Origin of the sequence: Aliiglaciecola sp. NS0011-25 (genome assembly GCF_040370605.1) — a bacterium.
GTDB classification, from domain to species: Bacteria; Pseudomonadota; Gammaproteobacteria; order Enterobacterales; family Alteromonadaceae; genus Aliiglaciecola; species Aliiglaciecola lipolytica_A.
Genome location: NZ_BAABWR010000011.1, coordinates 149581 through 176254 on the forward strand (window position 1 = coordinate 149581; position 26674 = coordinate 176254).

Sequence of the window (26674 nt, forward strand, 5' to 3'; positions counted from 1 at the left end):
CCAACATGCATATAGTTTTGAACAGAGTATCGATATTTTTCTTGCTGTTTCTATGCCTTCCAGTTACCGCATCTGAACAGCAAAAATTACTTCAATTGATGGATGATATTTGGCAATACGAGCTATCTATATCACCTGTTTACGCAAGCTCTCAAGGAGTACATGACTTCGATGACAAACTTGCCGATATTTCGCCTGATGGGCTCGCCAAACAAAACTCTCAATTCAAAAAATTCTTAAACCAACTAGACCAAATAGATAAACAGCAGTTAGCTCGAACAGATCAAATTAATTTGCTGATGCAGCGTTATCGGGTGCAAAATTATGTCGATGAATATCGTTTCAACGCACATTATGTACCGTTAACGTCGGAGTACGGTTTTCATAGTGCAATGGCTGGACTCCCCCGTTCGAGTCGCTTCGCGGATCTAAAAGACTACCAAAATTATCTCACTCGACTTCGTTTAATCCCCGCTTATTTTGCGCAACAAATTGCGTGGATGAAAAAAGGGATGGAAGTGGGAATGGTTCAACCCAAAACGGTTATGCTGGGTTTTGAAAAGTCGGTTGAGAGTTTTTTTAACGGCCAGGTAGAAGAAAATACATTTTACAGCCCCTTCCTAAAAATCGATGATATCAATGTTTCTGAGGCACAAAAACGTGCATTAATAATAGAAGCGAAGCAAGTTATCAAACAAGATGTTATGGGTGCTTATCAACACTTTTACGATTTTTTAGTCACCGATTATATTCCTAAAGCAAAGTCAGATGTGGCTTCTAAATCTTGGCCTAACGGCGAACAGATGTACCAAAATCGCGCCCAATATTATACCACTACAGATCTTTCAGTGGATGAAATCCATCAACTGGGATTAACAGAAGTAGCGCGTATACGAGCCCAAATGCAGAGCATTGTGGATGAATTAGAGTTCCAAGGTAGTATTAATGAATTTATCCAATTCTTACGTACCGACCCGCAATTTTATGCAAAAACGCCAGTTGAACTGTTGAAACACGCATCTTACGTAGCTAAACGCATGGATGCGCAGTTGCCTAAGCTGTTTTACAAGCTACCTCGTACTCCTTACGGCGTAGCCCCCGTTCCTGATGCCATTGCACCGAAATACACCACAGGCAGATATGTATCACCAAGGCGTGACGATGAACCTGGTTATTACTGGGTAAACACCTACGCATTAGATAAACGACCTTTATATGCTATCCCTGCACTGACAATGCATGAAGCGGTTCCGGGCCATCATTTACAAATCTCACTTGCATCAGAGATGAGTGATTTACCAAATGTACGTCGTTACACTTACATTTCAGCTTTTGGTGAAGGCTGGGGCTTGTACTCTGAGTTTCTGGGCAAAGAAGTGGGAATTTATCAAACACCCTACGAAGAATTTGGTCGCTTGAGTTATGAAATGTGGCGAGCGTGCCGTTTGGTGGTTGATACCGGTATGCACATAAAAGGTTGGTCGCGACAGCGCGCTTTAGATTATATGCTAGAGAATACAGCGCTTTCAGAACACAACGTGACCACTGAAATCGACCGTTATATCTCTTGGCCAGCACAGGCGCTAGCCTATAAAATTGGCGAGTTAGAGATTAAAAAATTACGCGCTGAAGCTGAAGAAGCCCTTGGTGATAAGTTTGATTTACGTGCATTTCATGATGCAGTGTTGGAGTACGGCTCTATCCCACTGTCTGTACTTAGAGAAAATATTGCTTTATTTATTGAACAACAGAAAAAGTCATAATTTGTAAAATATGCAGAGCTTCAATGCTCTGCAATCTATTTTTAATTAAAGTTCGTTACACTCTTTAAGCAAATAAGCGAACTCTTCTGCATTCACGGGCATAATAGACAAACGATGGCCTTTTTGAACCAGACCAATTTGTTGTATCTGCGGCATCGCCTTTATGCTTTTTAAGCTCAGGATTTGATTGAATTTTTTAACCAATTTAACATCTACCATATACCATCTAGGCTGCTCAGGATCTGATTTCGGATCATAGTATTTTGACTCTGGGTCAAACTGAGTATGATCTGGATAAGCGCCCTTCACCACTTCGGCCAAACCTGCTATTCCGACATTTTTACAACTAGAATGATATATGAATACTTGATCACCAAGTTGCACTTTATCCCGCAAAAAGTTGCGAGCCTGATAATTACGAATACCATCCCAATGCTCTGTTTGATTGGCCTTATTCGCTAAATCGTCGATGCTAAATGCATCTGGTTCACTCTTAAATAACCAATAATTCATAACCTACCTTTTATGCTCTTTGGTATTACAGCGGTCCATCATAATAACTATTGCTTCAACTTACAGCAAAACTTGCATCTATGAAATTGATCAATATACTGTACATAAATACAGTATAAATTATACCTGTTTATTATGCTCGATAATAAAATTGTTATGGATAGTAGAGCGGGGGTTTGCACGTAATAGCGGACTATTTTTAGAACCTCCAACGCCGTAGGCGTAAAAATAGCATTGTCGAGATGCGGTACTTATCCGGAGTTTAAGTTATTTATGAACACACTATTGGAACAACTAAAAAATAAACGCTTAGTATGGCAAGGCAATCAACAAGAACAGTGCCTGACCTCCGAAAGTACAGGTTATGAAGAACTTGATGAAGCACTTCAAGGCGGCTTCCCACAATCGGGAATGATTGATATCCATACTCCCATAGGCATCGGCGAATTACGTTTGTTATTGCCAGCTTTGCGATATCGTCAGCAGCATAAGCGCTTATTGGTGTTTATTGCGCCTCCGATGCAAATTAACGGAGAAATGTTGGCGGAATTTGGGATCACACTTGAACAGGTTCTAATTGTTCAACCAAATAGTGCAGAGCATGCGCTTTGGAGTGCCGAGCAATGCCTTAAGAGCGGCTGCTGCCATAGTGTCCTAATGTGGCATCAACAGCTTGAAATCGCCCAAACCAAACGTCTACAACTAGCCGCTGAACAAGGTGACGCTTTACATTTTGTAGTGCGTCAAAATCGACAATTAAGTTTGTCGTTACCGGTGAGCCTAGCGATGAAACTCAGTGCTCATGAACAGGGCTTAGAGGTGCAAATTACCAAACGTAAAGGCGGTTGGCCAGCCCAGCCATTTAATCTCAATATGAGCCACATTTGGCCTGAATTAGCACTCAACCAACGCGCCACTAATGTGCTGACATTTCCACGGGCTAAAGTCAGCTAATATGCAATCTCTTTGGTTATATTTACACTTTCCTCATTTGCAATTAGACAGTGTATGTCATGCAATTCCATCGCCTCAGCAAAGGCGTGTTGAAGACACTAGCGGGCAGATCAATACTCAGCACTCATTGGTCATATTGCATCATCAAACAAATTGCGTATTGCAATTAAATCAAGCTGCTATTGATGCCGGTATTCGCACAGGAATGGGATTGGGAACCGCCGCGGCACTAGATCAACACCTCCAGGTGTTGCCCTATAAAAGTGATATAGAGCAAAAAAAATTAGTTGAGATAGCCGAACACTTGTATCTAGTCACCTCTGATATCTGTCTGTTTCCGCCAAATGGCTTGCTGTTACGAATACACAATATGCTGATGTTGTACGGCGGACTTAATGGCTATTGGCGGGTTGTTAAAAACCAACTAAAAGAGTTCCAGGTAAAATATTATTATGCCAGCGGACAATCCCCTTATGCTGCCCGTATCCTAGCCCGAACGGCGTGGAATCAAGTCAGCGACCATCTACCTATGTTGCAACACCAAATTGGTATTCGACAACTAGTTGACTCTGAATTAGATAAGAAAACCGTTACCAAGTTAGCTAGAGTCGGTATCCACACTCTTGCCGATCTAATGGCAGTGCCATTAAAGGATGTCGCCAAGCGTTTTGATATAGATTTGGTGACTTACTTGGGTAGACTAAGTGGTGAATTTCATCATCCAATGGATTTCTACCATCCCCAATCTAAGTTTCAACGTTACTTAGAACTACTTTATGAGATAAGTCATACCGACACACTTCTATCACCAATAAAACTGTTGTTAACTGCATTAGAGCAGTTTTTAAAAATACGGGATTTGCTTACTCAGAAGATTATTTTTACTTTCTATCAACGAGATAATAAAGCACTCACCTTAGAGGTAGGTTCTGCGCAAGGAGAATACCAAGCTGACAAGTGGGTTAATCTTAGCATATTGAAATTGGACAACTTAGTTTTACAAGCGCCCATATTTGCACTAGAGCTAAGTACCGCCGAAACCCAATTACGTAGCCCCGATAAAGGCGATTTATTCAGTGCCAGCAAGGGTACTCTCACGTATTTACAATTAATCTCATTGCTACAAGCCAAGCTAGGAGAAGAGGCGATTTCGCAGGTGATGTTAGATGATGATTTTCGCCCCGAAAAAGTAAATAAATATGTGCAACCCCAACTGGAAACAACACCTAAACACATTTCGACCTACCCATTACGACCAAGCTTTATGCTGCAAACACCACAACCATTAACAGAAAAAGTATCCATCATACATGGGCCAGAACGCATAAGTACTGGATGGTGGGACAACCAAGCAATCACCCGAGACTATTTCATCGCGCGTAATCAACATGGCCAGTGGCTATGGATATATCGTACCAGTAATAGCTTGTGGTTTGCCCATGGTTTTTTTAGCTAACGTGCTCGTTAAAAAGATAAGTTAGAGACCAATCTATGGCCTACGCTGAGTTATTCTGCCAGTCTAATTTTAGCTTTTTGCATGGTGCTTCCCATCCTCAGGAACTCATTCAGCAAGCGCATTTTTTAGGCTATGAAGCAATAGCAATAACCGATGAATGTTCTGTTGCAGGGGTAGTAAGGGCTTACACCGAAATTAAAGATCACAAGCTTGCAATTAAACTCATCGTAGGCAGTTATTTTAAACTAGATGACAGCTTGCGGTGTGTTTTGTTATGCCCTAACCGGGAAGCTTATGCTGAATTATGTCGAATCATTACAAATGCTAGACGACGCTCACCTAAAGGTGAATATAGCTTGGCTAAATGGGATCTTAAAACCATTAAACATTGCTTAATGTTGTGGCTGCCCAATGGCAAACTAAATGTTGATGAACCTTGGGCAAATTGGTTAAAAAAGCACTATAAAAATCGTTTATGGATCGCCGCCCAACGTCACCTCACTGCCAATGAGCAATCGATGCTCGACCATTATGAAAAGCTCAGCCAGTTATTTGATCTTCCAATCTGTGCTTGCGGCGGTGTGCTAATGCACAATCCAAGTCGCCTCCCTTTACAGCATCTGCTCAGCGCCATCAAACACCGTACTACGGTGGCCGCGCTTGGTCGTAAACTACTATCCAATAGTGAACGTTGTTTACGTAGTCATGACAAGCTCAACAAGCTTTTCAAACGGAGTTGGCTGGATAACTCAGTAGAAGTTGCCCGTATGTGCAATTTTAATATGCGAGAGCTGCGTTATGAGTATCCTGCAGAACTTATTCCTGAAGGAAAATCCCCCCAACAACACCTTAGAGACTTAGTCGAAGTAGGTATTCAAAAACGCTTTCCAGAAGGCATAAAACCTGACATTCGTAATATTATTGAAAAAGAATTGGTACTCATTGAGGAACAAGAATATGAATTCTTTTTTCTCACTATTTATGATGTAGTGCAATTTGCGCAGTCTCAACAGATTTTATATCAAGGACGGGGTTCGGCGGCGAATTCCGTAGTTTGTTATTGTTTAGAGATCACTTCTGTCGATCCTCGTCAAATTAACGTGCTATTTGAACGCTTCATTTCCAAAGAGCGAGATGAGCCCCCTGATATTGATGTCGACTTTGAACACCAACGCAGAGAAGAGGTAATTCAATATATCTATACTAAATATGGACGGGAACGCACCGCCATAGCGGCAACCGTATCCTGCTACCGTTTCAAAAGTGCGTTACGGGAAGTGGGTAAGGCATTGGGGATAAACGAAACCCAGCTAGACTTTTTTATTAAAAATATTAACCGTCGAGACAGCGGTCTAAATTGGCAGGCACAAATTGCCGAATTAGGTCTAGATCCTGCCTCAGTAAAAGGTAAACACTTCATCTCTTTGGTCAATGAAATAATGGGTTTTCCAAGACACCTATCCCAACATGTAGGAGGTTTTATTATTTCATCAGGTCCTTTATATCAGCTTGTACCTATTGAAAATGCGGCCATGGCAGAGCGCAGCGTCATACAATGGGATAAAGACGATCTGGAAAGCCTAGGATTATTGAAAGTCGATGTGTTGGCCTTAGGTATGCTCACTGCCATTCGTAAATCTTTTCAATTAGTCGAAAAGCACTATGGTCACTCCCTCAGCATAGCGCAGATCACCAAACTCGAAGATGATCCACAAGTCTACAAAATGATTCAACAAGCCGATACGGTTGGGGTTTTTCAAATCGAATCCCGTGCGCAAATGAGCATGCTGCCTCGCCTTAAGCCGAAAACCTATTATGATTTGGTGATTCAAATTGCGATTGTCAGGCCTGGGCCTATCCAAGGTGACATGGTTCATCCATTTTTACGCAGACGTGATGGCAAGGAGCCTATCGAATATCCCTCAGAAGAAGTCGCTGGGGTGCTTAGTCGAACCATGGGTGTACCCATTTTTCAGGAGCAGGTTATTCAACTGGCTATGGTCGCTGCTGGTTTTAGCGGTGGCGAAGCCGATCAACTTAGACGAGCAATGGCAAGTTGGAAGAAAAACGGACAACTCATGCAATTCCAACACAAACTCATCAATGGCATGCTTGAACGAGGTTATACGCAAGATTATGCCCAACGTATATTCAACCAAATATGTGGCTTTGGTGAATATGGATTTCCAGAATCCCACTCGGCATCATTTGCGGTACTTGCCTACGTGTCATCTTGGCTTAAGTATTATTACCCGCAGGCATTTTACGTGGGTCTGTTGAATAGTTGGCCCATGGGTTTTTATCCACCAGCACAATTAATTCAAGACGCGAAGCGCCATCACATCAAGATACTCCCCATCTGCATCAATCACTCTGATTATGATCATATCTTGCAAAAAGATGGGGACACCTTCGCCATACGTCTAGGATTACGCATGATCAAAGGCTTGTCGAAGAGTGCTGCACAACTACTGGTTAATCAACGCCCCCAAAACGGCTATAAATCTGTTGTTGAACTAAAACAGTTGTCAGTTCAGCGCGATCATATGGAAGCCCTTGCCAGCGCCAATGCACTATCCTCACTGGCCCAGAATCGCTATAAAGCACGCTGGGCATTAATGGAGAGTGAGTCGGAATTACCCTTGTTCAAAAATCAGGAACAATCATTCTTATTTGATGTTGCACCAACAGATGTAGAGGAAATGGTTGAAGACTATGCGGCAACAAGCATGTCGTTAACCCATCATCCGATAAAATTATTACGTAATGCGGGGAAATTAGGTAAGTACACAGCGGCAAAGCAATTGGCTGAAAAGCAGCATAAATCTGTAGTCAATGTTATCGGTGTGGTCATTGGTAGACAAGCACCAGGCACCGCAGCAGGAGTAACCTTTATTACCTTAGAAGATGATACGGGTTGTTGCAATGTAGTGGTATGGCAGGCTACCGCTCGGGCACAAAAAAAGGCTTTTTTAAAATCAAAAATAATCAAAGTTAGCGGTATTTTGGAGCGTGGCGATGGTGATGTCACTCATATCATTGCAGGGAAAATTACTGACTTGAGTCACTTACTGGAAGATTTAAATACCACTTCCAGAGATTTCCATTGAAGACTGATTAACGTCAATAAAACGGACTACTCAACCTGAATCAATTTAAGGGCTTCAAGAATATTCGAAGGAATAGCAGTACTCTTGTTAGTTTGTTGTTCAACAAACACATGCACAAAATGACCTTGTGCTGACGGTGAACTCTCTCCCTCAACAAAAATTCCAATTTCATAGGTAACCGAGCTATTGCCTAAACGAGAAACTCGCAAACCAATTTGCAAAGATTGTGGATACGCAATGGCAGAAAAGTACTGACATTTTGATTCAACAACAAAGCCCACCACTGCATCGCTATGAATATTCAAACCGCCTTCTTCAATTAAATAACGGTTAACTGCAGTGTCGAAATAAGCGTAATACTGAACATTATTAACATGCCCATAGATATCGTTATCAGCCCAGCGGGTTTGCATAGGATAAAAAACTTTATAATCGTTTCGAGTGTACTTAGTTGACATGTTTAAACCTAAAAATCTGAGCGCTAAAGCCCCTAATACTTTGCAATCAGAATATTAGGGACCGCTTATCATTTTATCCTAATCGTAAAATGGTGCTCTCGCTTCGGTCAAATTTTTCAACTTAACTGGGCGTTGCAACATTTGCCCGCCATCACGGCCAATAGGAATCCATGGAATTTTTCCACGCCCTTTAGCTGGCGCTAACGAGAAGAGATCAAATGGTATGGAAATATAGAATCCTTTGGTAAAGCTACCTTCTCCATATTCCTCAGCTGATACATTAGTAAATGCGGCATAGGCACCCACAATAATGCCACTGTCAAAACGTTTAGCTACATCGATATTAACGCCTTTATCTTTTGCCAAGAACTGACCAGCATTTACGGTTAGCTGCATGTCAGGTAAAAATTCAGGCGTCCAATAAACACTCGCATGACCAGTGAAGGCTTTATAATCGAAGAACCCTGTTTCGTTATTAAAGTCACGTTGTTGTACGTAGTTTAGATCAACTCCAAACGCTAGGCTGCTATCTACAGGGCGATATAGCACCTCGGTACCCACACCACCAAACATGGTCTCTAAATAACCACCATACACTTGCGCATAAGTATCTTCTGCAATTTTATCGAACCAATGCAGGTACGCATTTTCCATAGTCACTTTACTGCGCGTTACATATTCTCGAACTTGCGTGCGCACTCTAGGTAGATGCGAGGTTTCAGAGTCGACTAAAAAATTAAACTTATCGAAGTTTTCAAGCACAGTCACTTTCAACCCACCACGAACAGAGAAGTTTGGATTAAATTGGTAACCGCCGTTAAGATATGCACCACCTTGATAAAGGTAAAAATCCTCTGGATTACCAAAAGTTTGAATCCAAAAGCTTTCCATATTGAAAAACGCCCCAGAGTAATCTTTGGGGTGGTAATTATCGACTGTGGATTGAGTAGGGTTTTGACGAACGTATGCTGATTGAATATCAGTTTCTAAACGCTGATAGTTTGCGGCAACTTTAAATTCTTGCGCATCTATTTTCGTTTCGAGTAATGGAATGTTGGCCAATGTATCCACCAACTTATAGGTTTTAATAGAATCAGGTAACTCGGAAGCTAATATTCTACCAACGCGCTGAGTTGCCTCATCATGATCACGGTAACCTAACTGAGTTCCGTAAAACGTCATTTCGTCTTCACCAGTATGAGTAGCATTAATGATAAAACTGCCTTCATTTACTAAATCAGCATACAGGCGATCACGGTTAATCGTTTCAATTGATTCTGCCGGTTTCGCATTGTTCAGCTCTCTAGGTGGGCGATCAAATTTATGTTGTTTAACCGTGTGCATATTGAAGTTGTATGACACGCCAAAACCAAAGGTATTGCCCCTTTGATAACTTACGTTAAAGTCCCAATTATTGTATTTATAAACCGCGCCAACATTCCACTCACTGTCTTGTTCTAGCGTTCCAGCACGGTCATTTACATAATCATTACCGTCATATTCTAGCTTAAGGGTTAGCCCCTCAATAGGTGTTCTATACTCAATGCCACCAAAAACCGACGCTGGACCTTTGAAGAACTCGTTGTAGTCAATTTTTCCACCTCGACCACCAAATCCACCAGGACGCTCACAAAATGAATCCTTAATTTCACACAGTGGGTTAGTGATATTTCCACCTGCGCCAAGGTAACCGGTACCTACACCAAGATGTATGTCAAAGGGGCCAAGATTTTTACTAAAGTTAATAAACTCACTGCTAAAGAAACCGGTTCCACCGATATCCGTTAAACCAAATGAAACATCAGGTAAATAATAGCTTTCTTTAATCAGTCGAAACTTAACATCAATGCCTTTGTCTTTTAGGGTTTGATCACCACTAAAGCTTGGATCTTGGCTATAAAGTTGTGTTCTTACGTCGGTATAACGAACTGTAGACTCCATCCACGGGAAAAGCTGCAGGCTTGCTGACCAAAATCGATATTGATCAATATCGTTATAGTTTAAAGTGAACGAGCCTTCTTTAGCCATCCGCGCTGTGGGAGTCTGTATTAAACCGGCTCCGCCCCTAATCATTTGCGACACATCTCCATTATCGTCGTCAAACGATTGCTCAGAGGCATATGCAGTTGATGTAATAAAACTAATTAACGCGGCGTTAGTCATTACAACAAGAGCTAACATCCTTTTAATTGTGATCATTCAATGACTACCCTATTTACTGCAAGTTCAGCGATAAGCTGATTGAGCTGACTATTATCTGCAAACCATTGGGACTCTACCAAAGGAATATAAAGTTGTGTACCGGGCATCACCTGGTGGCATTTTTGGTTCCAATAGGCTACAGGTAATTGACGAATAACGCCGTCAGGTTGAATTGCATAAACAATGTTTGCATCGGCAGATTCTGTTTTACTAATTTGCGCCACGATGTTTTCGATACACTGATTATTCTCATATTCAATCGTACTTGGCTGTGACACAGCGCCGAAAATAAACAGAGTGGTCATTCGTTTACTAAGGGTTAAACGGTATTTTCCATCATCGAATAGTGGATTATGATTTAGTTGAAACCGCGCCAAATCGTAATCGATGGCAATGTCGATCCGCTGTGCGAGTGTCCAGCTTTCTATTTGTTTTATAAGTTGGTTAAATGTAGCTGAATCAGCAACCTTTGATTTAACCGAAAGCTGTTTAACCAGTTCCTGTCTGCTTTTTTCAGCTATGTCGGAATCCAATTTAAATAACTGACTAGCACGCCAATACCAATTTTGCTCCAGGGCAATTGATTCTAAAACTTGATTCAATCTGGGGTTTTCAGCAAAGTTCAAAATATTGCCATTAACCGTAACTTCGACTTGGGAATTCGCATAGTTATTAATGCAGAATGAAAACAAGATAACTGTGAAAAGGCTTTTTAATCTATTCATTAGTAGACTCCAGCAATCTCATAGCCCTGCTAACATATTGTATTTCGTAACGCTCAGATGAGCCAGAGAACTGTTGTGAAGAACGCAATAACTGTCCAGTTTGAGTATGATACCAATACACATTCTGCCAACTATCTGAAGCAGTTTCGACACTTTGAGTTGTGACGTTTTCTATTACTTTAGTGGTTGTAAATTGCTGATCCAGAATTGTCAGGGGTATATTCTCTTGACGTTTAAACTCTGAATACAATCTCACCCCATACTGATGTGGGTCAAAATCTAAATAACTATTCCAATTCGCATTTTCTGCTACATCACTTTTTGACACCATAGGATCAGCATCTAAGTTAGCCACATAAATTAAATTGTTTTTTAGACCTAAAGTACGTTCCAACCTTCCATTTTGAGTAACCAATACTGCATTATCTGCGGAAACCCATTTATATCGACTGTTTTCGATAAAAGCCAGTGCCATAGTAGCGTATGGACGTTCACCCGCTTTTATGTATATGAGATCAATGGGGGTTTCTAAAACGGTATCTTTAGTTAAAGTAACACTTTGTTTACTACTAAAATACAATTCTATGTTTTGTTTATAAGCTCTTTGTGTAGAAGAGCAAGCCGACAGAAAAAGTGCACTACATACTAATAAGCTAAAAGTTATTTTCATTGTTATCCATAATAGATATTCACAACCAATAAAAAAGCCGCCCAAAGGCGGCTTTAAATCTTTTACTAAACTTAGATCGAAGGCGAGTAAGTATAAGTAACAGGAACAGTTACAGTTGATGTACTAGTTCCAGTTCCAGTAGTAGTCACTGTAATAGTGGTACCGATACATACACCGTCAACTAAATCATCATCGCCTTCACACGTAGGTGTAGGCGTAGGTGGAACAGTAATAGGACGCTCTGGAGCATCACCATTCGAATTTGAAATCACACCCGCTAAAATAGTAGCGCCAACAACACCAGCAGCGATAGTACCACCAGCAACACCACCAAATGCACCGCCGCTTGCGCCAGCTCCACCTTGTTGCTCTTGCTGAGCTTGTACGCTAACAGAAGCGACTGCTGCAGCTACTGCTAATCCAATTAAACTTTTTCTCATCACTTTTCCTTGAAAGTATTTGACACCTGATGTCGGATATTAAAGTATCCGCTCTACGATCTCAATGCCTAATTTACGATCAATGGCTGATTTAAAGAACTTTTTAATCTGAATATTTCAAAAAGTTTTTAATCGTGTTTTAAAGTAGACATAAACTGTCACTTTATTAACACGGATGCAACATAATCCCGTTATATTTCAATACCTTTATATACTTAAATATACCTGATAAAGCCGTGTTTATTGGCTTTCAGACCAGACTGCAAACTCATTACCGCTGGGTTCACTAAAATGAAAACGGCAACCTCCGGGAAAATCAAAAATAGGACGAATGATCTTGCCATTTTGTGATTTTATTTTTTGTAATGTTGCTTGTATATCGCTGCTGTAAAATACTAAAAGTGCACCGCCATTTTCAGGTATGTTACAAAGCTCAGCTTGATAAAACCCGCCATCAAGCCCTTGATTCGAAAACGACGTGTATTCAGGACCATAATCAACAAACTGCCAATTGAATACCGCACTAAAAAACTGTTTGGTGGCACTTAGATTTTTTGCAGGAAATTCCACATAATTTAGCTTTTCATTTTCGTTCATATTAGCTCCTGAAATCTGACATTTATGAATAACGCAAAGCAAGCGTAATCACTGAGTATAAACTTTAGATGTAATTTTAGTTTTAATATACGCTATTGCAGAGTTGCAGCATTAAATTGAATCAAAAAGGTGAGTGACAAGATGATAAGGATACTTCCATCAAAAATCGTCCTTCTATGTATCTGGTATTTTTTATCGATACAAGCGCAAGCGAACGACAAACACAAAACAATCGAAGTTAGAGTATTTATCGCGGCCATGTTTGAAATTGGAGCTAACAGTGGTGATAAAGCCGGAGAGTTCCAACACTGGTATGAACATTATTTTAGCGACAGTAGACCAATAAACGTTAAAGGCGCACATCGTCCGGTATTTTGTAATTCAAACGGTGTTTGTGGCTCAGTATTGGGGATGGGAAAAGTAGGCTCTTCAGCGTCCATGCAAGCTATTTTACTTTCACCGCAATTTAATTTTACAAATAGCTATTTCATACTCAGTGGCGTTGGCGGTACTCCACCATCTAAGGGGACTATCGGTGACGTCAGCTGGGCAAGTTGGCTTGTAGATTATGACTTAGGTCATCGCTGGAAAGCAGAAGAAGGGCAAGCAGGCGCTCCTACATTTATGCCACGCAAAGGATACGAAGATATTCGTCGCTACCAGCTTAATTCAGAATTACTGAAATGGAGTGTTTGGTTAAGTCAATCTGTGACATTAAAAGACTCCGAATCGGCCAATGCTTATCGCATGCGCTATCCACAAAAAGAAGCGAGACGCAGCCCAGCAATAACGATCGGCACCCATATGACCGGCGACACTTTTTTTCATGGACCTGGATTATCAAAACAAGCGCAATACATTACACAACTATATGCTGTTGATGACTATATTATAACTGAAATGGAAGCCACGGCTTTAGCTCAGGTTCTATCAAGAACAGTAGAAATAGATAGAGTCATGAGTCTTCGGGGAGCAGTTAACTTCGACCAAGGAAATCCCAACGAGAGCACTCTTGAGCACTTAGATCCAGCACCAGGGGAAACCGCGGGAGGTTTTGCTGAAACCGTTGAAAATATTGTTTTGGTTGGTAGTAAGGTGGTCGACACTATTGTGGCTAATTGGGACGATTGGAAAAATGGAGTGCCTGAATTAATTCAGAATTAAATCGCTACCGAATTAACTAGCCCACGGCATTGAGTAACTGGGAAAGTCTTGGATGAGTAGTTATACCCATCCAAGATGTTAAACGAATTAACGCTCGACGATAATGCGAACGACTTTGTCATACTGGCGATGATCAAACTCACCAGTAGCCGCACCTGTCTCATCGGTTACCGGGAAGACATAGCGAGGAGTCATAACCACTTCGTAGTTATAATCACCAGAAGGGCGCACTTCTACTTCAAGAAATCCATAATGCTTGCCGCCAGAGATTAACTGCTCTCCATCCCAAACTTCAGGTGCATCTCCATGGGCACTCCAATGGGTCAACTGTGCTTCGAGAGGCAATAAATCAAAAGGTACATAATCAGTAGTTGGCGGGTATCCTGGCCCTCTAAGGCCATCGCCAGCAAAACCGACATCCCAGTAACTCACGCCATTAATGTTTACATATTCCAACAACTCATCATGACCAGACAAAACCGCGGTAACATCATACTGTTCAAAAAGCTGCTGATAAATACGCATTGGCACACCAGACTGACTATCTTCAGCATTAGCGATACCCGCACTTCCCGATGGAAGACTATGCACACCAGTGCCAAAAGCAGTGTGGTGGAATTGCACAAAGATTACTTGGCCTTCAGCTTGAGCACTAGCAAGTTCACGTACAGCCCAATTCCATTGTTCGCTTCCTTGGTTAAAGTCAGGTACTCGTGATTCTTCACCATTGATAAACAAATTAGTATCTTGACTTGGATCCTCATCATTACCATTAGATGAATCTAAGGTAATTAAAGTTACAGGACCATAGTCGACACGATAAAATCGTTTTTCGTAGCGTTCATCTGACGCGTCGTTGGTGGGCAAATCCCAATAGGTATTCCATTTATCATAAGACAACATAGACGCTTCAGCATTGTAACCCGGCGCATCTGGATGCCAGTAATTTTCATGATTTCCTAATGCAGGAAAAATCGGTGTTGTGGAAGCTAGCGTTCCCCACTCACCGGCACTATGTCGCCAAAACTCATCCCAATCGAGTTGTCGTCCACCTTTCTCAACTAAGTCACCGGCGATCACCCAAAAATCTGGCGTTCTTTGCGCAGCGTAAACCAAGTTAGCCTTATAACCCGTTGTTTGGTCAACAGGATACTGGCGAGTATAAGTATCGGGGTCAGTACCTAACTTATCACCACCGATCGCCAAAGCATTTGCCGTCCAACGAACAGTTTTTTCAGTCGATTCCGGCTCTGTCTCCATATCAGACATAGTAATAAATCTAACAGTTTCACGACTACCTTGATTTGGAGCTGTAGTTAACGTAGCGGTAAAAGCACTAGCCTCAGGTTGCTCGACGGTATATTCATAAGAAGTATTAGCTTCTAAACCTGTAATTCTAACGGAATGCTTATAACTAGATGCCGGAGCTTCACCTTCTGCAACCTCACTATGAGTTTCGCCAAAATTGGTTTCCCCATGAATATATTCAACTTCAGAGGTTCCATAAGTTAGCGATTCAGCCAGTTGTACATCAGACACAAAAGAACCAATACCTTCAATCGTAACTGTGCCCGGTTGATCAGTGTCACTTAACCAATTCACGGTTATTTCACTCGATGTCGGGTTTTGAAGATATGGAAGAACAGTAAAGTTGATATATGATGTTGGTGTAATCTCAGCCTCAGGTGACGATTCATTGTCACTATTACAGCCAGCAAGCGAAACTATACTCACGGCGACAAGCGTTTTAAGAACATATGGAAATGTAGAGGTAGACTTCATGTACTAATACCCTATTTAAGTTATTTGCAAACAGTACAATTCCAAAGAATCAATCTGTTTAATTTAGACTGCGCGTAGGATAGAAGTGCTTAATGACATTTTTGCTACTTATTTATGATAAATAGAAGTCAATTTAGCGTCACAAATGTGACAGAAAATAGAACATAAAAACAATGAGTTAAAAATTTAACCAAGGTTTATTTAAGGTTAAATATCAGGGACTAAACGCGCCACGGGTGAGGCATTCCATGGGCTGGACATGCCTCAGGCTAAAGCCAGTGCTACAAGATAAAAAAATTTAGGTTAGCGGTGTAGGCCATTTGTGTATTGACATCTACACCTAAGCTGCAGCCTTTTAGTCATTATTAGAATTGGCATCCATTGAAGGGGCTGCACAGTGTTGAGCAATAAACTGTGCTTGGCTTGGCATATAGTCGACAGATTTTTCGATCACGCTCTTAACGTTATCCATGCGCTTTGTTATTTGCTCTTCGCTCAATACGTCAACCATAGGATGATAGCCGTCGGGCACAATACCCTGCCCCACCATTACACTTAACCAACTAGTTTGATTAAATAATTCTTCGTCTTCACGAAATATGCGGCCATTTGCCTTAAATAAGTCTATTTTTCTCTGTAGATATTCTGGTATTTCCATATTGCGAACATAGTCCCAAAACGGCGTATCGTCCCTTTCTGTAACTTTGTAGTGCAGAATAATAAAGTCGCGAATGCGCTCCATTTCTAAAGCAGCCTGCTGGTTATAAGTATCTATATCAGATTTAAAAAACTGCTTTGACGGGAAAAGGCTCATAAGACGAGAAATACCACTTTGTACTAAGTGGATTGCAGTTGACTCAAGCGGTTCGATAAAACCACCAGCTAAACCTATCGCCACACAGTTTTTATTCCAGAATTTCCGTCGCATGCCGGTTTTAAACCTAATGATACGTGGCGCGGTTAACGGCTCACCATCTATACCTTCAAGTAGAATTTGCTCAGCTTCTTCATCGCTCATAAACTTCGAGGAGTAAACATGCCCATTGCCAACCCTATGTTGCAAAGGAATGCGCCATTGCCAGCCAGCTTTTTGCGCTGTTGAACGGGTATAAGGAATAGGCGCTTCGGTGGTTTTACTTTGCACAGCAACCGCACGATCACAGGGCAACCAATGACTCCAATCTTCATAACCGGTGTGCAGTGCTTGTTCAATTAGTATGCCCCGAAAACCACTACAATCAATAAACAACTCGCCTTCAACCACTTCACCATTGTCTAACAACAGGCTTTCTATAAAACCGTCTTCTTTACGCAATTTCACTTCTGTGACTTTTGCATCAGTGCGTTTAACGCCATGTTTTTCTGCAATTTCACGCAGATATTTAACATATAAACTAGCGTCGAAGTGGAAAGCATAAGCGATATTATTCAGTGGCGAGTTCGGTGTATCGATTGAGCGCATCATCTTGCCCGATTTAGCGGCCACACTGTTAAACGAATAATCCTGTAAGTTGCTGGCTTTACCGAGCTTTGCCATCTTCAACCAAAATTGATGAAATTCCACACCTTCAAAATTCAAGCCTAATGTACCAAAGGGATGCATATAGCTATGATCCAACTTCTTCCAGTTAACGAATTCGATACCATGTTTGAAGGTCGCTTGGGTTTTTCTGACAAAATCATCTTCGTCTAATCCAAGCAAGTCATTAAATAGTTTAAGTTGCGGAATGGTTGCTTCACCTACACCTACATTAGCAATATCACTTGATTCTATTAAGCGGATATTCATGCCCTCTTGGCGCAGTAAAGTGCCCAAGGCTGCGGCCGTCATCCAGCCTGAAGTGCCACCACCCACGATCACAATATTTTTAATTAGGTGCTCGCTCATTTACCTCTCCTACTCTTTAACTACTCTGTGTTACTTAATGAAGCGGGTCAACTTTTTGTTGAGGTTATATCTGACTGAAAGATTACAAACATATGATTGAATGTAAATGCGCAACCAATAGGTTGCGCATAATTCTTCAGCTTAGTTAGATAGATTAGAAATTCGCTCTAACCACAAAAGAGAATCGTCTATCATTTACAAACCAAGAACGTCCAGTTCTAGTTCCTGCATCGTCAATCTGCATGGTCGTCTTGGTAACTGTATCTAACAAGTTAACGGCTTGCAGTCCGACTTTAATATTGTCAGTTACGTTGTAAAAAATCGAACCATCAAGAAAACCAGCACTTTCATTATAAATGGGTCTATAAGGCGCGATAACGTCCCTAGCGGTTAACAAATATGCAGACCGCCAGTTATAGGCCATGCGCGCTGACACATCATTCTTTTCATAAGTCAGCACTAAATTAGCAGTGTGTTTAGACTGTCCCTCTAACGGCAATGATTCAAATGCCGCTTCCGCTGGTCCATCCTTCGGTTGGCCGTCAGGTTCTGTTTCAAAAGTATTACTATTGGGCACACCTTCAGCTTCAATATAAGTGTAGTTTGCCTGTATACCTAAGCCATCAAAAGGTTCTGGCAAGAAATCGAAAAACTGTGAATAAGCAAACTCAATACCTTGCATAGTACCTTCGTCGGTATTAAGCGGTTTTTGTACCCGCACGGTATTCGTCACACCATTATTGGTATACTGCTCATCTACAGCACCTGTCACAAAGAAGTTACTCAAATCTTTGTAGAATACCGTTGTGGTTAGTGAGTTTGAGGGGCTGAAATACCACTCCAAAGAGAAGTCATACTGAATCGACTCCATTGGCGCTAAATACGGATTTCCTGAACTCCCTTCCCAAGTAACTACATCTGAGCTGTTTATGATGGCTTCACCACCAGGTTCTGATGGTTCAGTTCGGTCGGTGATAAAGATGCCATCTTGAATATTAACGTAGTTTTTTAAGTTGCCAGTGTCTGGGTAAGCAATCGCTTTAGATACCGCAAAGCGAGCAATTAAATCGTCGTCCAATTCTACTTTTATATTAAAGCTAGGCAGAATGAAATCATCCTTGTAAACATCGTTAAGTACCGCGGTACCATAGTTACCAAAGGCACTGTCATCCGCGGGTAAAAAGTTTAAGCGGTCAGAAGTATCCGCTGGATCATTAGGAATTAGGTTAGGAAAGGTAACAGCGCCATCTGTTTCCCGCTTGACTTTAACGTAGCGAACGCCAAAGTTACCATTAAATGGGAACTTGTATGCATCAGATTCAAAATCAAATCGTACATAGGCGGCGGTATTTGTTTCCACAAAAGTATTAGTTTCAGCTGGTCTAAAGGGGCCGTCTAATTGTTCGTAAGTGGGGTTGCCATTGGCATCAACACCGTTTTGTATTTGTCTCTCAGACAAGGGTTCCCAGTCAGAAGCTACTCCAGAAAGTCGACTTCCCCAATTAGCGTAGTCTTGTACTAATGCAATCGAAGGATGCAGAGTTGTGCCGCCAGGTACTATTACATTGTTGCCACGATGATGATCATCCCAGCTCACTTGTTGAACTTCGTTAATCAAGCTTTCGTTTGCCGGTAAATCCAGCCATGCAGCGGCATAGCCATCACCATCGACGTCATTACTAAATAGTGCACCAAGTGTTTGCCAGTTATATGCAGAAAAGCGCACTGTTTGTTCCCGTTCAGAGTATCGCACACCGGCTTTTATCGAAGAGAAAAAACCGCTATCGAAGGTATACTTAGTATCATAGCGAAACGCCACCGAATCCCCTTCACTGCGTTCGTAATGATCCATTGCAGAACGCCAATAATACGAAGATTTGGTTTGGAAAAAGGCCGGATTACTCTCTTGTCCGTTACCACCAGCGTTACCATTCCAAGGCTCTAAAAGTTCGATTTGAGGAACATCACCTTTTAAGTTCAAACTCAAGTTGGCTTGAGTACCTAAATATAAAGTCACATCATCGTCTTTAGTTGTTGCATCGATATACTGAATGTCAAACTCGTGGGACCAAGTATCATTCGGTCTAAATTTAACATTAAAAGCGTAATCATCAACAACCGTCCGTTGCTCTTTAGCACGGGTGGTCGATTGATAAGTATTACCAAATTGCGGTACAGACGGATTTCCCCAATCAGCGGCAATAGGGACTCGCTGTTGGTCACTACCATTTGAACGCCAACCACCATCACGTTGATCAGTAATTGTGCCATTAATGAAAGTGCCGCTATCATCAAATTCATAAGCCGGCGTGCCGTCAAGAGGATAAGTGTCACGTCTTAGGCCATCAGCTTCGTCGCCATTATTTTGATCAGTCTGATAGCTAAACGTATTTTCTGTCCAAGCCAAGGTCGCGTCTGAACGCATAAACTGGCCTGTCACTAAGGTACGTCGGTCAGGACTTTCCCATTGAGCGGCGAGTGCAAGCCCTTGTCGTTCGCGATTTATATTGTTTTTCCCAAAATTGCCGCCGTTAGGAGCAAGGACAGTTTGTCCATCGACTAAATCATCGCGGGTTAAAAACACTTCTGACTGCATACTATGAGACAGGCTATCTAACTCTGACTTAGCGACGTTAACTAGAAAACCGAACTTACCAGCGTCGGTATTCCAACTGTCGCTAAACATCGCAGAAGCACTAGGCGTTGTTTCTTCTATCAGGTCGCTGTATGTGAGATCTGCTGAAACCGCAAAAATACGCTCTTCAGAATCAAAAGGCAGGCGAGTATGTAAACTAACAGTACCACCAATCCCCCCTTCGATAAGATCAGCACTCTGATTTTTATAGACTTGTACCGACCCCATTAATTCTGGTGGGACATCTTGGAAACTAAGACCACGGCCCGAGTTTGCAGTAAATGAGTCGCGCCCGTTAAATTCACTTCGGGTTGCTGACATGCCGCGGATGACCGCGCCACTGCCTTCCACACCAAAGTGATCAGGATCATTGGCGGCGGCAAAACGTTCAATTGAAATGCCCGGAATACGTTGCATCGCCTCAAGTACGCTTCGGTCAGGAAGCGCACCAATATCCGACGCGGTTATTGCGTCGACAAAAGTATCGGCTTCACGTTTTAATTCTTGCGCCTGAATGACGCTTGATCTCACACCTCTGACGTTGATTACTTCAACATCATCGCCTTCAACTGCGGTGATTGCCCCAGCTTCTTGTGCCAAGCTTTGGCTGCTAAAACCCATTATTGCTAGTGCAATCATGGATTTATTAAATCTAGTTATACTCTTACGTTTTAGTTCGGCTAATTCGTTATTATGTTGCACGGTTAAGCTCCAAGTTCGTATGATTATTTATGGTTTTATTTTTATTGTGTTTATTTGGCAATGCGCTTACCAGCAGCCCAATAAATGCCGCCGTATAAAAGGTCTAAAAACACTCACTCTGTCTAGCATTCAATGTATTCAAAATAGTCAAAATCAGCTTTGCATTGCTGTCCTGACACATCTTGGCAAGCCATACCGACAAACCCCCCGGTAAAATGACAGCCATCGCCTCCGCCTGCTTCATCTGAAATAATGGTGTAGTCAAGGTTGATAGGCAGTTTTGTCCAGTGTTTTTCGTCCACTGAAAAAGAAAAGGTGAGTAAGTGATGGTCAACATCTGCTCTTAAATATACAGGCCCTTGGTTTGGCAATAAAAAGCGGGGATCCGTGATGAAACCGTCTGTATGCCCCTCGCGAAGGCCAAATGTGAGGGTTAAGTCTTGGTTACCCAAACAACTCATCACATCCACAAAACGATTACCTTCATCGTCGATGGATACGTAACAATAGTGAAATTTATTGCTGTTGTAATAACAGATAAGCCCAGCAGTTTGCTGAAAATTAGTTGGCGAAAACTCCATAGCGGTTTGTGCTGAATAAGCAAAAGCCTGTTGTCTGCGGGCGACTAACGCATGTTCGTATAACGACCCGATTGATTCTCGGCCAATCAAACGCATGTAACCTGGTCGAGCACTTAAACTGAACAAGCGCTCGGGATTCGGTGTACGTAACCATTGAAATTCTATTGGTAGCTCTGGTGTATCAAAATCATGTTTATGTTTAGTGGCAGGCCATGGATGTTCTGGCATATTCGGCGCTGGCACTAGCATTTCGGGTAGCCCATCTGTGACTGCATTTTCAACTCTTAGCCAGTCATCCTCAGTCCAATAAGTCTTTTGCAAACCGGTTTCACGGCCAAGTGGACAGCGTCGTTCGCCTAATAATGGACGACCGCACAAATGAACAAGATAAGTTTCACCGTTGGGTGTTTCAAACAGATCGCCGTGCCCTGTCCGCTGCAGCCCTAAATGTTGGTTGTCTTTAGCGGTTAGCAAGTACCCATAAGGGTCTAGCTCGTAAGGACCGTCAATATTTCTAGAACGAGCAACCGTCATCGCATGGGTATAAAAGGTGCCACCTTCGGCAGTGATTAAATAATAGTAACCGTTTCGTTTATACAAATGAGGGGCTTCGGTACAAGCGAGTTTACTGCCGGCAAAGATATTCTTGATTTCACCAACAAGTTGCTTTTTAACAGGGCAATATTCTTGAAGCAAAATACCACCAAATCTATTCTTTTGATGGCGATGATCCCACACCATATTTACGAACCACTTTTTGCCATCATCATCATGAAATAAAGATGGATCGAAGCCGCTAGAGTTCATGTAAATAGGGTCACTCCACTCGCCATCTATAGTGTCGCAAGTAGTCAAATAGTTGTGTGCGTCTTTGAAATTGCCATCGAATCGTTTTACGTCTGTATAAATTAGATAAAACAGCCCATCATGATAACTAAGACACGGGGCCCAAACTCCGCAAGAATCCGGCTCGCCACGCAAATCCAACAAAGCCTCTCGATTTAATGGCCGACTTAGTAATCGCCAATTTTTTAAATCTTTTGAGTGATGTATTTGCACACCTGGGTACCATTCGAACGTGGATGTAGCGATGTAAAAATCGTCACCAACGGCAACAATACTCGGGTCAGGATTGAAACCTGGAAGTATTGGATTTTGTATCATTGTTTGAGTAGAGTTTGTCATTCTCACGCTTCCTTAAAATCACGTGTAAGTTTGTAAAATTTCATGCATGCAAATACTACAAGGCCGGCAATAACAGAGCTTGCAGAATACAAAAACAGGATACCGTTCAAAGCTGATTCGCTTTGATCTATATTTGGTTGGTAGCCAGAGGTGGCCAGAATCCAGCCAGTAAACGCGCCGCCCAACGCGATACCTAGCTTGATCATCAGGAGGTGGCCAGAAAACGCCATTGCCATCGCACTTTGACCTAACTTTTTAGCGCCATAATCAACGGTGTCGGGTACGGCTGAAAATAGTAAAGGGGTAAATATCATGTGCGTAAAATTGGCTAAAATTGAGAACACTAGTGCAATTTCCCATGCATCCCGGGGCACAAAGAACAACACACCATTGGCAACGACTATGCCCAGAGCAGAAATGCGCATAAGTGTTACTTTGCAAAATCTTTTTACCAGCCAATTCGCGCTTAAAGCCCCCGCTATACCAGCAACCATACCGCTGGTCATAAATAACGTAATTAAGCTCTCTTGTTGCAAATAATATTGCACGTAATAAGGAGTGGTTGCGCCTCGCATCGCCACGCTGATTAGCAATAGCAGGCTAACAAGGGCGATGATTCGCCATTGATCATTTTGCAGCATTTTTGCAAAGTCGAGCCAAATGCCTTTGAGAATATTATGTGTAGTCGATTTCGGAATTTCTACTCGTTCTTTGGTCAGTGAAAAGCAACCGACAAAACAGATTACGGCAAAAACGGACAAGGTGGCCATTGCCATCTGAAAGCCCCGTTGCTCATCCCCTTGACCAAAAAAGTCAACTAGCGGCAACATACTCGCGGTGACAATTGCACCGCCTGCCATTGCTAGCGCAAATCGATAGGATTGTACCGAAGCGCGTTCGGTCGGAGACGGAGTCATAACACCGCCGAGCGCAGAGTATGGGATATTAATCCCGGTGTAAGCGGTCATCAATAAGGTATAAGTAATGTAAGCGTAGATAAGCTTACCGGTGGCACTAAAATCTGGAGTGGTAAAAGCCAAAACGGCCAGTAATCCATAAGGTATAGCGAACCACAGCAAATAGGGCCGATATTTCCCCCACTTTGTATTGGTTCTATCTGCAATTCCTCCCATAACAGGATCGGTAATCGCATCGAATATTCTAACCACTAAAAACAAAGTGCCTACTGCTGCTGCAGATATCCCAAATACGTCAGTGTAGAAATACAGTAAAAAGCCCATAACAACTTGGAATACGATGTTGCTTGCCGCATCGCCAAGACCATAGCCAATTTTTTCGGTAACGCTTACCTTAACCATTCTGCAATTACCCTGAACTATTGATATTCGCTGGCTAATGCCACTAAGTCTTGCACGAAAGCTTTAGCTTGATAGTCACGATCAAACAACAGTGGGTAATCGGTTCTGCCGTTCATCGGCCAATTGTTGCGCCACGTATCATTATCAGAAACACCCCAAAACGTGACTCTGTCAATGTCCTGTCGATAGGTTAAAAACAATCTAAATAGATCTTTATATGCTTTAGCTAATTTAAGATAGGATGATTGGGAAATGCCATTCGCATACGGGTTGTATTCGTCTTGAAGCACAAAATTTAAAGAAATATCCGCTCCCATGTTGTTTTCATCTGGGAATTTAAGTACGGAAATGTCTAGTTCAGTAATCATCATGGTTAAGCCCGCCGCAGCGACTTTTTGAATACTTAGTTCCAACTGTTTAAGTGGGGGTTCTACTCCGTAATGACCTTGTTCGCCGATACCGTCAATACGAATACCTTTGGCTTTAAGACGCTTGGCCATAGCGATTACGCTATCCATTTTTGCCGCTTTATATAGGTTATAATCGTTATAATAGAGCTTGGCATTAGGTGCGGCTTGATGTGCGTATTCAAACGCTTTTTCTATAAAATCATCGCCTATAATTTGTAACCACTTCGACTCCCGTAAAGTACCATCTTCGTTAAAAGCTTCATTGACCACATCCCAGCCTTTGATATCGTCTTTATATCTGCCTGCTAGAGCGAATATATGGGTTTTCATTCGAGACAGTAAAAGCTCGCGACTGGCGAGGTTGCCGTTTGCGTCCTCGAAAACCCAATCCGGAGTCTGCTGGTGCCACACTAGAGTATGACCAATAATGTTTTTGTTGGTCGACTTTGCGTAATTAACAAGAGCGTCTGCGGCTTCGAAAGTGAAATTGTTGGAGCTAGGTTGAATGCTCTCCCATTTCATATCGTTTTCAGCTGTCAGGGTGTCGAAATGTCTATTTATAATTACGACAGACTGACGATCCTTGCCGTTTGCCTGTTGCGTATTGATTGCAACACCAATATTGAAATGCGGAGCGAAGGCGCTCTGAAGTGAAATATCCGTTGTATTGCTGGCCTGTGTAATAGTCGATTTATTATGTGTGCAGCTAGACACAAAGCCAAACACTAAGCATAAAAACACCGTTGTTATAGTTAATTTCATTATTTCACCGAAAATCCCAACCAAAATGTTAGCGCTAACAATATTTTGTTGTATTCGGTTTGTCAATTGCGGTTTTACGTTATTTTAACAATATTTTTACTTGAATCTCTTAATTGCAGACGGTAGTCCAGTACATGGCGCATGTTAGAAGCTTTAAGTGTTTTGTCAGCTTTCGAGGTTGTTAAGATATCAATAGCAAGTTCGGCCATCTCTTTAATAGGTTGGGTAACCGTTGAAATATTGGGCCAAATTGTGGTGGCAAGTTCGGTGTCATCAAAGCCTACGATAGAAACATCTTGCGGTACATCTAAATGTTTCATGTGTGCAACAGAGACAACAGCAGCTGCCATTTCATCATTTGCAGCAAATATCGCGTCGGGTTTGTTCGGCAGTTCCAGTAATCGTTTAGCCGCATCCAAGCCGGATTTGTAAGTGAAATCGCCTTGTTCAATATACTCAGGAGGCATCATTTTTTGATTGGAACGTAAAGCGTCTAAATATCCTTGGTAGCGCAATCTACTTACACCTTGGTTGGGGCTACCAATAATATGCGCGATCCTAGTGTGGCCGCTTTTAATAAGTTGCTCAGTTACGTCGAATGCCGCCTGATAGTCATCCATACAAATGTAGTGGCTAGCGGACAAATTAATGTCGGGAGCAATACGAACGAAACCAACATTTGCATTTGATAATAAATCTACAACCTCCGGCATATTGCTAATAGGCGGGAGCAAAATCAACCCATCAACTTTGGTTACTTCAATCAGGTTTTTTATTATGTCTAAGGCTTTTTCGCGATCTCCGGCTGTTTCGTCTAAAACAACATGATAACCAGATGTACGACATTTACGTAAACCACCAACTAGAAATTTATTAACATATGACGAACTGGCGTATTCGCACACCAAGCCGATGAAATAAGATTTAGAGGTTGCTAAATGTCGAGCGGCTATATTCGGCTTATATTGCATTTCATTAGCTATTCTACTTACTTTTTCACGGGTCTTTGCACCCACCTTAGGATCATTATTCATTACTCTCGATACAGTCATCATGGAGACGCCAGCTTTAATCGCGATATCTTGCAGTTTAACCTTAGACATTTATTCCGAACCATTTGTTGGTGAGGCAATATGTAGAGTCGCATAAGTCTAATTGATCATGTTGAATAAACCAAAATGTTAAGTAACATTTTGATTTATTTATTTTGTTAAAACGATTTTAAGAGGGCGATATTCCACGGACTGAAGCCCGTGCTACAGAGTTGAGCACCTTTTGGCTCTCACATGGGGGTGGAGTCGGTTGTTTTTAGCTTCGCAGAAGCGTTAAGCGACGGAACGGGCAGCATGGATGCTGCA

The 26674-nt window shown here is 41.9% G+C and carries 19 protein-coding genes; 5 read left to right on the forward strand and 14 right to left on the reverse strand.

From position 1 onward, the window contains the following. The first annotated feature begins 5 nt into the window (after nt 1-5). Complete coding sequence (locus tag ABWV72_RS11530; protein WP_353370649.1) at nt 6-1763, forward strand: DUF885 domain-containing protein; 1758 nt, start codon at nt 6-8, stop codon at nt 1761-1763. 45 nt (nt 1764-1808) lie between these two features. On the opposite strand, the gene ABWV72_RS11535 is transcribed toward ABWV72_RS11530, so the two are convergent. Continuing rightward, complete coding sequence (locus tag ABWV72_RS11535; RefSeq protein ID WP_216049386.1) at nt 1809-2276, reverse strand: EVE domain-containing protein; 468 nt, start codon at nt 2274-2276, stop codon at nt 1809-1811. A 273-nt stretch (nt 2277-2549) separates the two neighbouring features. On the opposite strand from ABWV72_RS11535, the gene imuA reads away from it, so the two are divergent. From imuA to ABWV72_RS11550, 3 genes are read left to right on the forward strand one after another with little or no spacing between them, the layout of a single operon-like run. Then, nucleotides 2550-3230 (forward strand): translesion DNA synthesis-associated protein ImuA, encoded by a 681-nt coding sequence (imuA, locus tag ABWV72_RS11540; protein WP_216049387.1) that lies wholly within the window; start codon nt 2550-2552, stop codon nt 3228-3230. A gap of 1 nt (nt 3231) precedes the next feature. Further along, nucleotides 3232-4686 carry a Y-family DNA polymerase gene (locus ABWV72_RS11545; RefSeq protein ID WP_216049388.1) on the forward strand — a complete coding sequence of 485 codons (1455 nt, stop codon included), beginning with the start codon at nt 3232-3234 and terminating at the stop codon, nt 4684-4686. Nucleotides 4687-4721: 35 nt separating this feature from the next. Then, on the forward strand, nt 4722-7796 hold the full coding sequence (locus tag ABWV72_RS11550; protein ID WP_353370652.1) for an error-prone DNA polymerase: 3075 nt from the start codon (nt 4722-4724) through the stop codon (nt 7794-7796). Nucleotides 7797-7822: 26 nt separating this feature from the next. Here the strand turns inward: ABWV72_RS11550 and ABWV72_RS11555 are convergent, their stop codons facing one another. The 6 genes from ABWV72_RS11555 to ABWV72_RS11580 all read right to left on the reverse strand — a co-directional run bounded on the left by ABWV72_RS11555 (nt 7823) and on the right by ABWV72_RS11580 (nt 12888). Further along, nucleotides 7823-8254 (reverse strand): acyl-CoA thioesterase, encoded by a 432-nt coding sequence (locus tag ABWV72_RS11555; RefSeq protein WP_353370654.1) that lies wholly within the window; start codon nt 8252-8254, stop codon nt 7823-7825. Between the two features lie 78 nt (nt 8255-8332). Then, nucleotides 8333-10453: a YjbH domain-containing protein gene (locus tag ABWV72_RS11560; protein ID WP_216049391.1), complete on the reverse strand. Its 2121-nt coding sequence runs from the start codon at nt 10451-10453 to the stop codon at nt 8333-8335. Next, nucleotides 10450-11181 carry a capsule biosynthesis GfcC family protein gene (locus ABWV72_RS11565; protein WP_353370657.1) on the reverse strand — a complete coding sequence of 244 codons (732 nt, stop codon included), beginning with the start codon at nt 11179-11181 and terminating at the stop codon, nt 10450-10452. The genes ABWV72_RS11560 and ABWV72_RS11565 overlap by 4 nt, the downstream gene beginning before the upstream one ends. Further along, nucleotides 11174-11851 carry a YjbF family lipoprotein gene (locus ABWV72_RS11570; RefSeq protein ID WP_353370659.1) on the reverse strand — a complete coding sequence of 226 codons (678 nt, stop codon included), beginning with the start codon at nt 11849-11851 and terminating at the stop codon, nt 11174-11176. The genes ABWV72_RS11565 and ABWV72_RS11570 overlap by 8 nt, the downstream gene beginning before the upstream one ends. Nucleotides 11852-11922: 71 nt before the next feature. Then, on the reverse strand, nt 11923-12291 hold the full coding sequence (locus ABWV72_RS11575) for a hypothetical protein (protein ID WP_342806124.1): 369 nt from the start codon (nt 12289-12291) through the stop codon (nt 11923-11925). A 240-nt stretch (nt 12292-12531) separates the two neighbouring features. Then, a complete protein-coding gene (locus tag ABWV72_RS11580) occupies nt 12532-12888 on the reverse strand; it encodes a VOC family protein (RefSeq protein ID WP_353370661.1) in 357 nt (118 codons plus the stop codon). Between the two features lie 141 nt (nt 12889-13029). On the opposite strand from ABWV72_RS11580, the gene ABWV72_RS11585 reads away from it, so the two are divergent. Next, nucleotides 13030-14052 carry a purine-nucleoside phosphorylase gene (locus tag ABWV72_RS11585; protein ID WP_353370663.1) on the forward strand — a complete coding sequence of 341 codons (1023 nt, stop codon included), beginning with the start codon at nt 13030-13032 and terminating at the stop codon, nt 14050-14052. An 87-nt stretch (nt 14053-14139) separates the two neighbouring features. Here the strand turns inward: ABWV72_RS11585 and ABWV72_RS11590 are convergent, their stop codons facing one another. The 7 genes from ABWV72_RS11590 to ABWV72_RS11620 all read right to left on the reverse strand — a co-directional run bounded on the left by ABWV72_RS11590 (nt 14140) and on the right by ABWV72_RS11620 (nt 26419). Continuing rightward, the gene (locus ABWV72_RS11590; RefSeq protein WP_216049397.1) at nt 14140-15834 is read right to left on the reverse strand and encodes a purple acid phosphatase family protein; all 1695 of its coding nucleotides are present in this window, start codon (nt 15832-15834) and stop codon (nt 14140-14142) included. Nucleotides 15835-16189: 355 nt separating this feature from the next. Continuing rightward, nucleotides 16190-17722: a tryptophan halogenase family protein gene (locus ABWV72_RS11595; protein WP_353370665.1), complete on the reverse strand. Its 1533-nt coding sequence runs from the start codon at nt 17720-17722 to the stop codon at nt 16190-16192. Between the two features lie 154 nt (nt 17723-17876). Continuing rightward, the gene (locus ABWV72_RS11600; RefSeq protein WP_353370667.1) at nt 17877-21059 is read right to left on the reverse strand and encodes a TonB-dependent receptor; all 3183 of its coding nucleotides are present in this window, start codon (nt 21057-21059) and stop codon (nt 17877-17879) included. Between the two features lie 122 nt (nt 21060-21181). Next, nucleotides 21182-22825, reverse strand: coding sequence for a glycoside hydrolase family 43 protein (locus ABWV72_RS11605; protein ID WP_353370669.1), 1644 nt, complete (start codon nt 22823-22825; stop codon nt 21182-21184). A 2-nt stretch (nt 22826-22827) separates the two neighbouring features. Continuing rightward, complete coding sequence (locus tag ABWV72_RS11610; protein ID WP_303500111.1) at nt 22828-24144, reverse strand: glycoside-pentoside-hexuronide (GPH):cation symporter; 1317 nt, start codon at nt 24142-24144, stop codon at nt 22828-22830. Nucleotides 24145-24161: 17 nt separating this feature from the next. Then, on the reverse strand, nt 24162-25316 hold the full coding sequence (locus tag ABWV72_RS11615) for an endo-1,4-beta-xylanase (RefSeq protein WP_353370671.1): 1155 nt from the start codon (nt 25314-25316) through the stop codon (nt 24162-24164). A gap of 74 nt (nt 25317-25390) precedes the next feature. Next, a complete protein-coding gene (locus ABWV72_RS11620; RefSeq protein WP_342806110.1) occupies nt 25391-26419 on the reverse strand; it encodes a LacI family DNA-binding transcriptional regulator in 1029 nt (342 codons plus the stop codon). Nucleotides 26420-26674 lie beyond the last annotated feature (255 nt).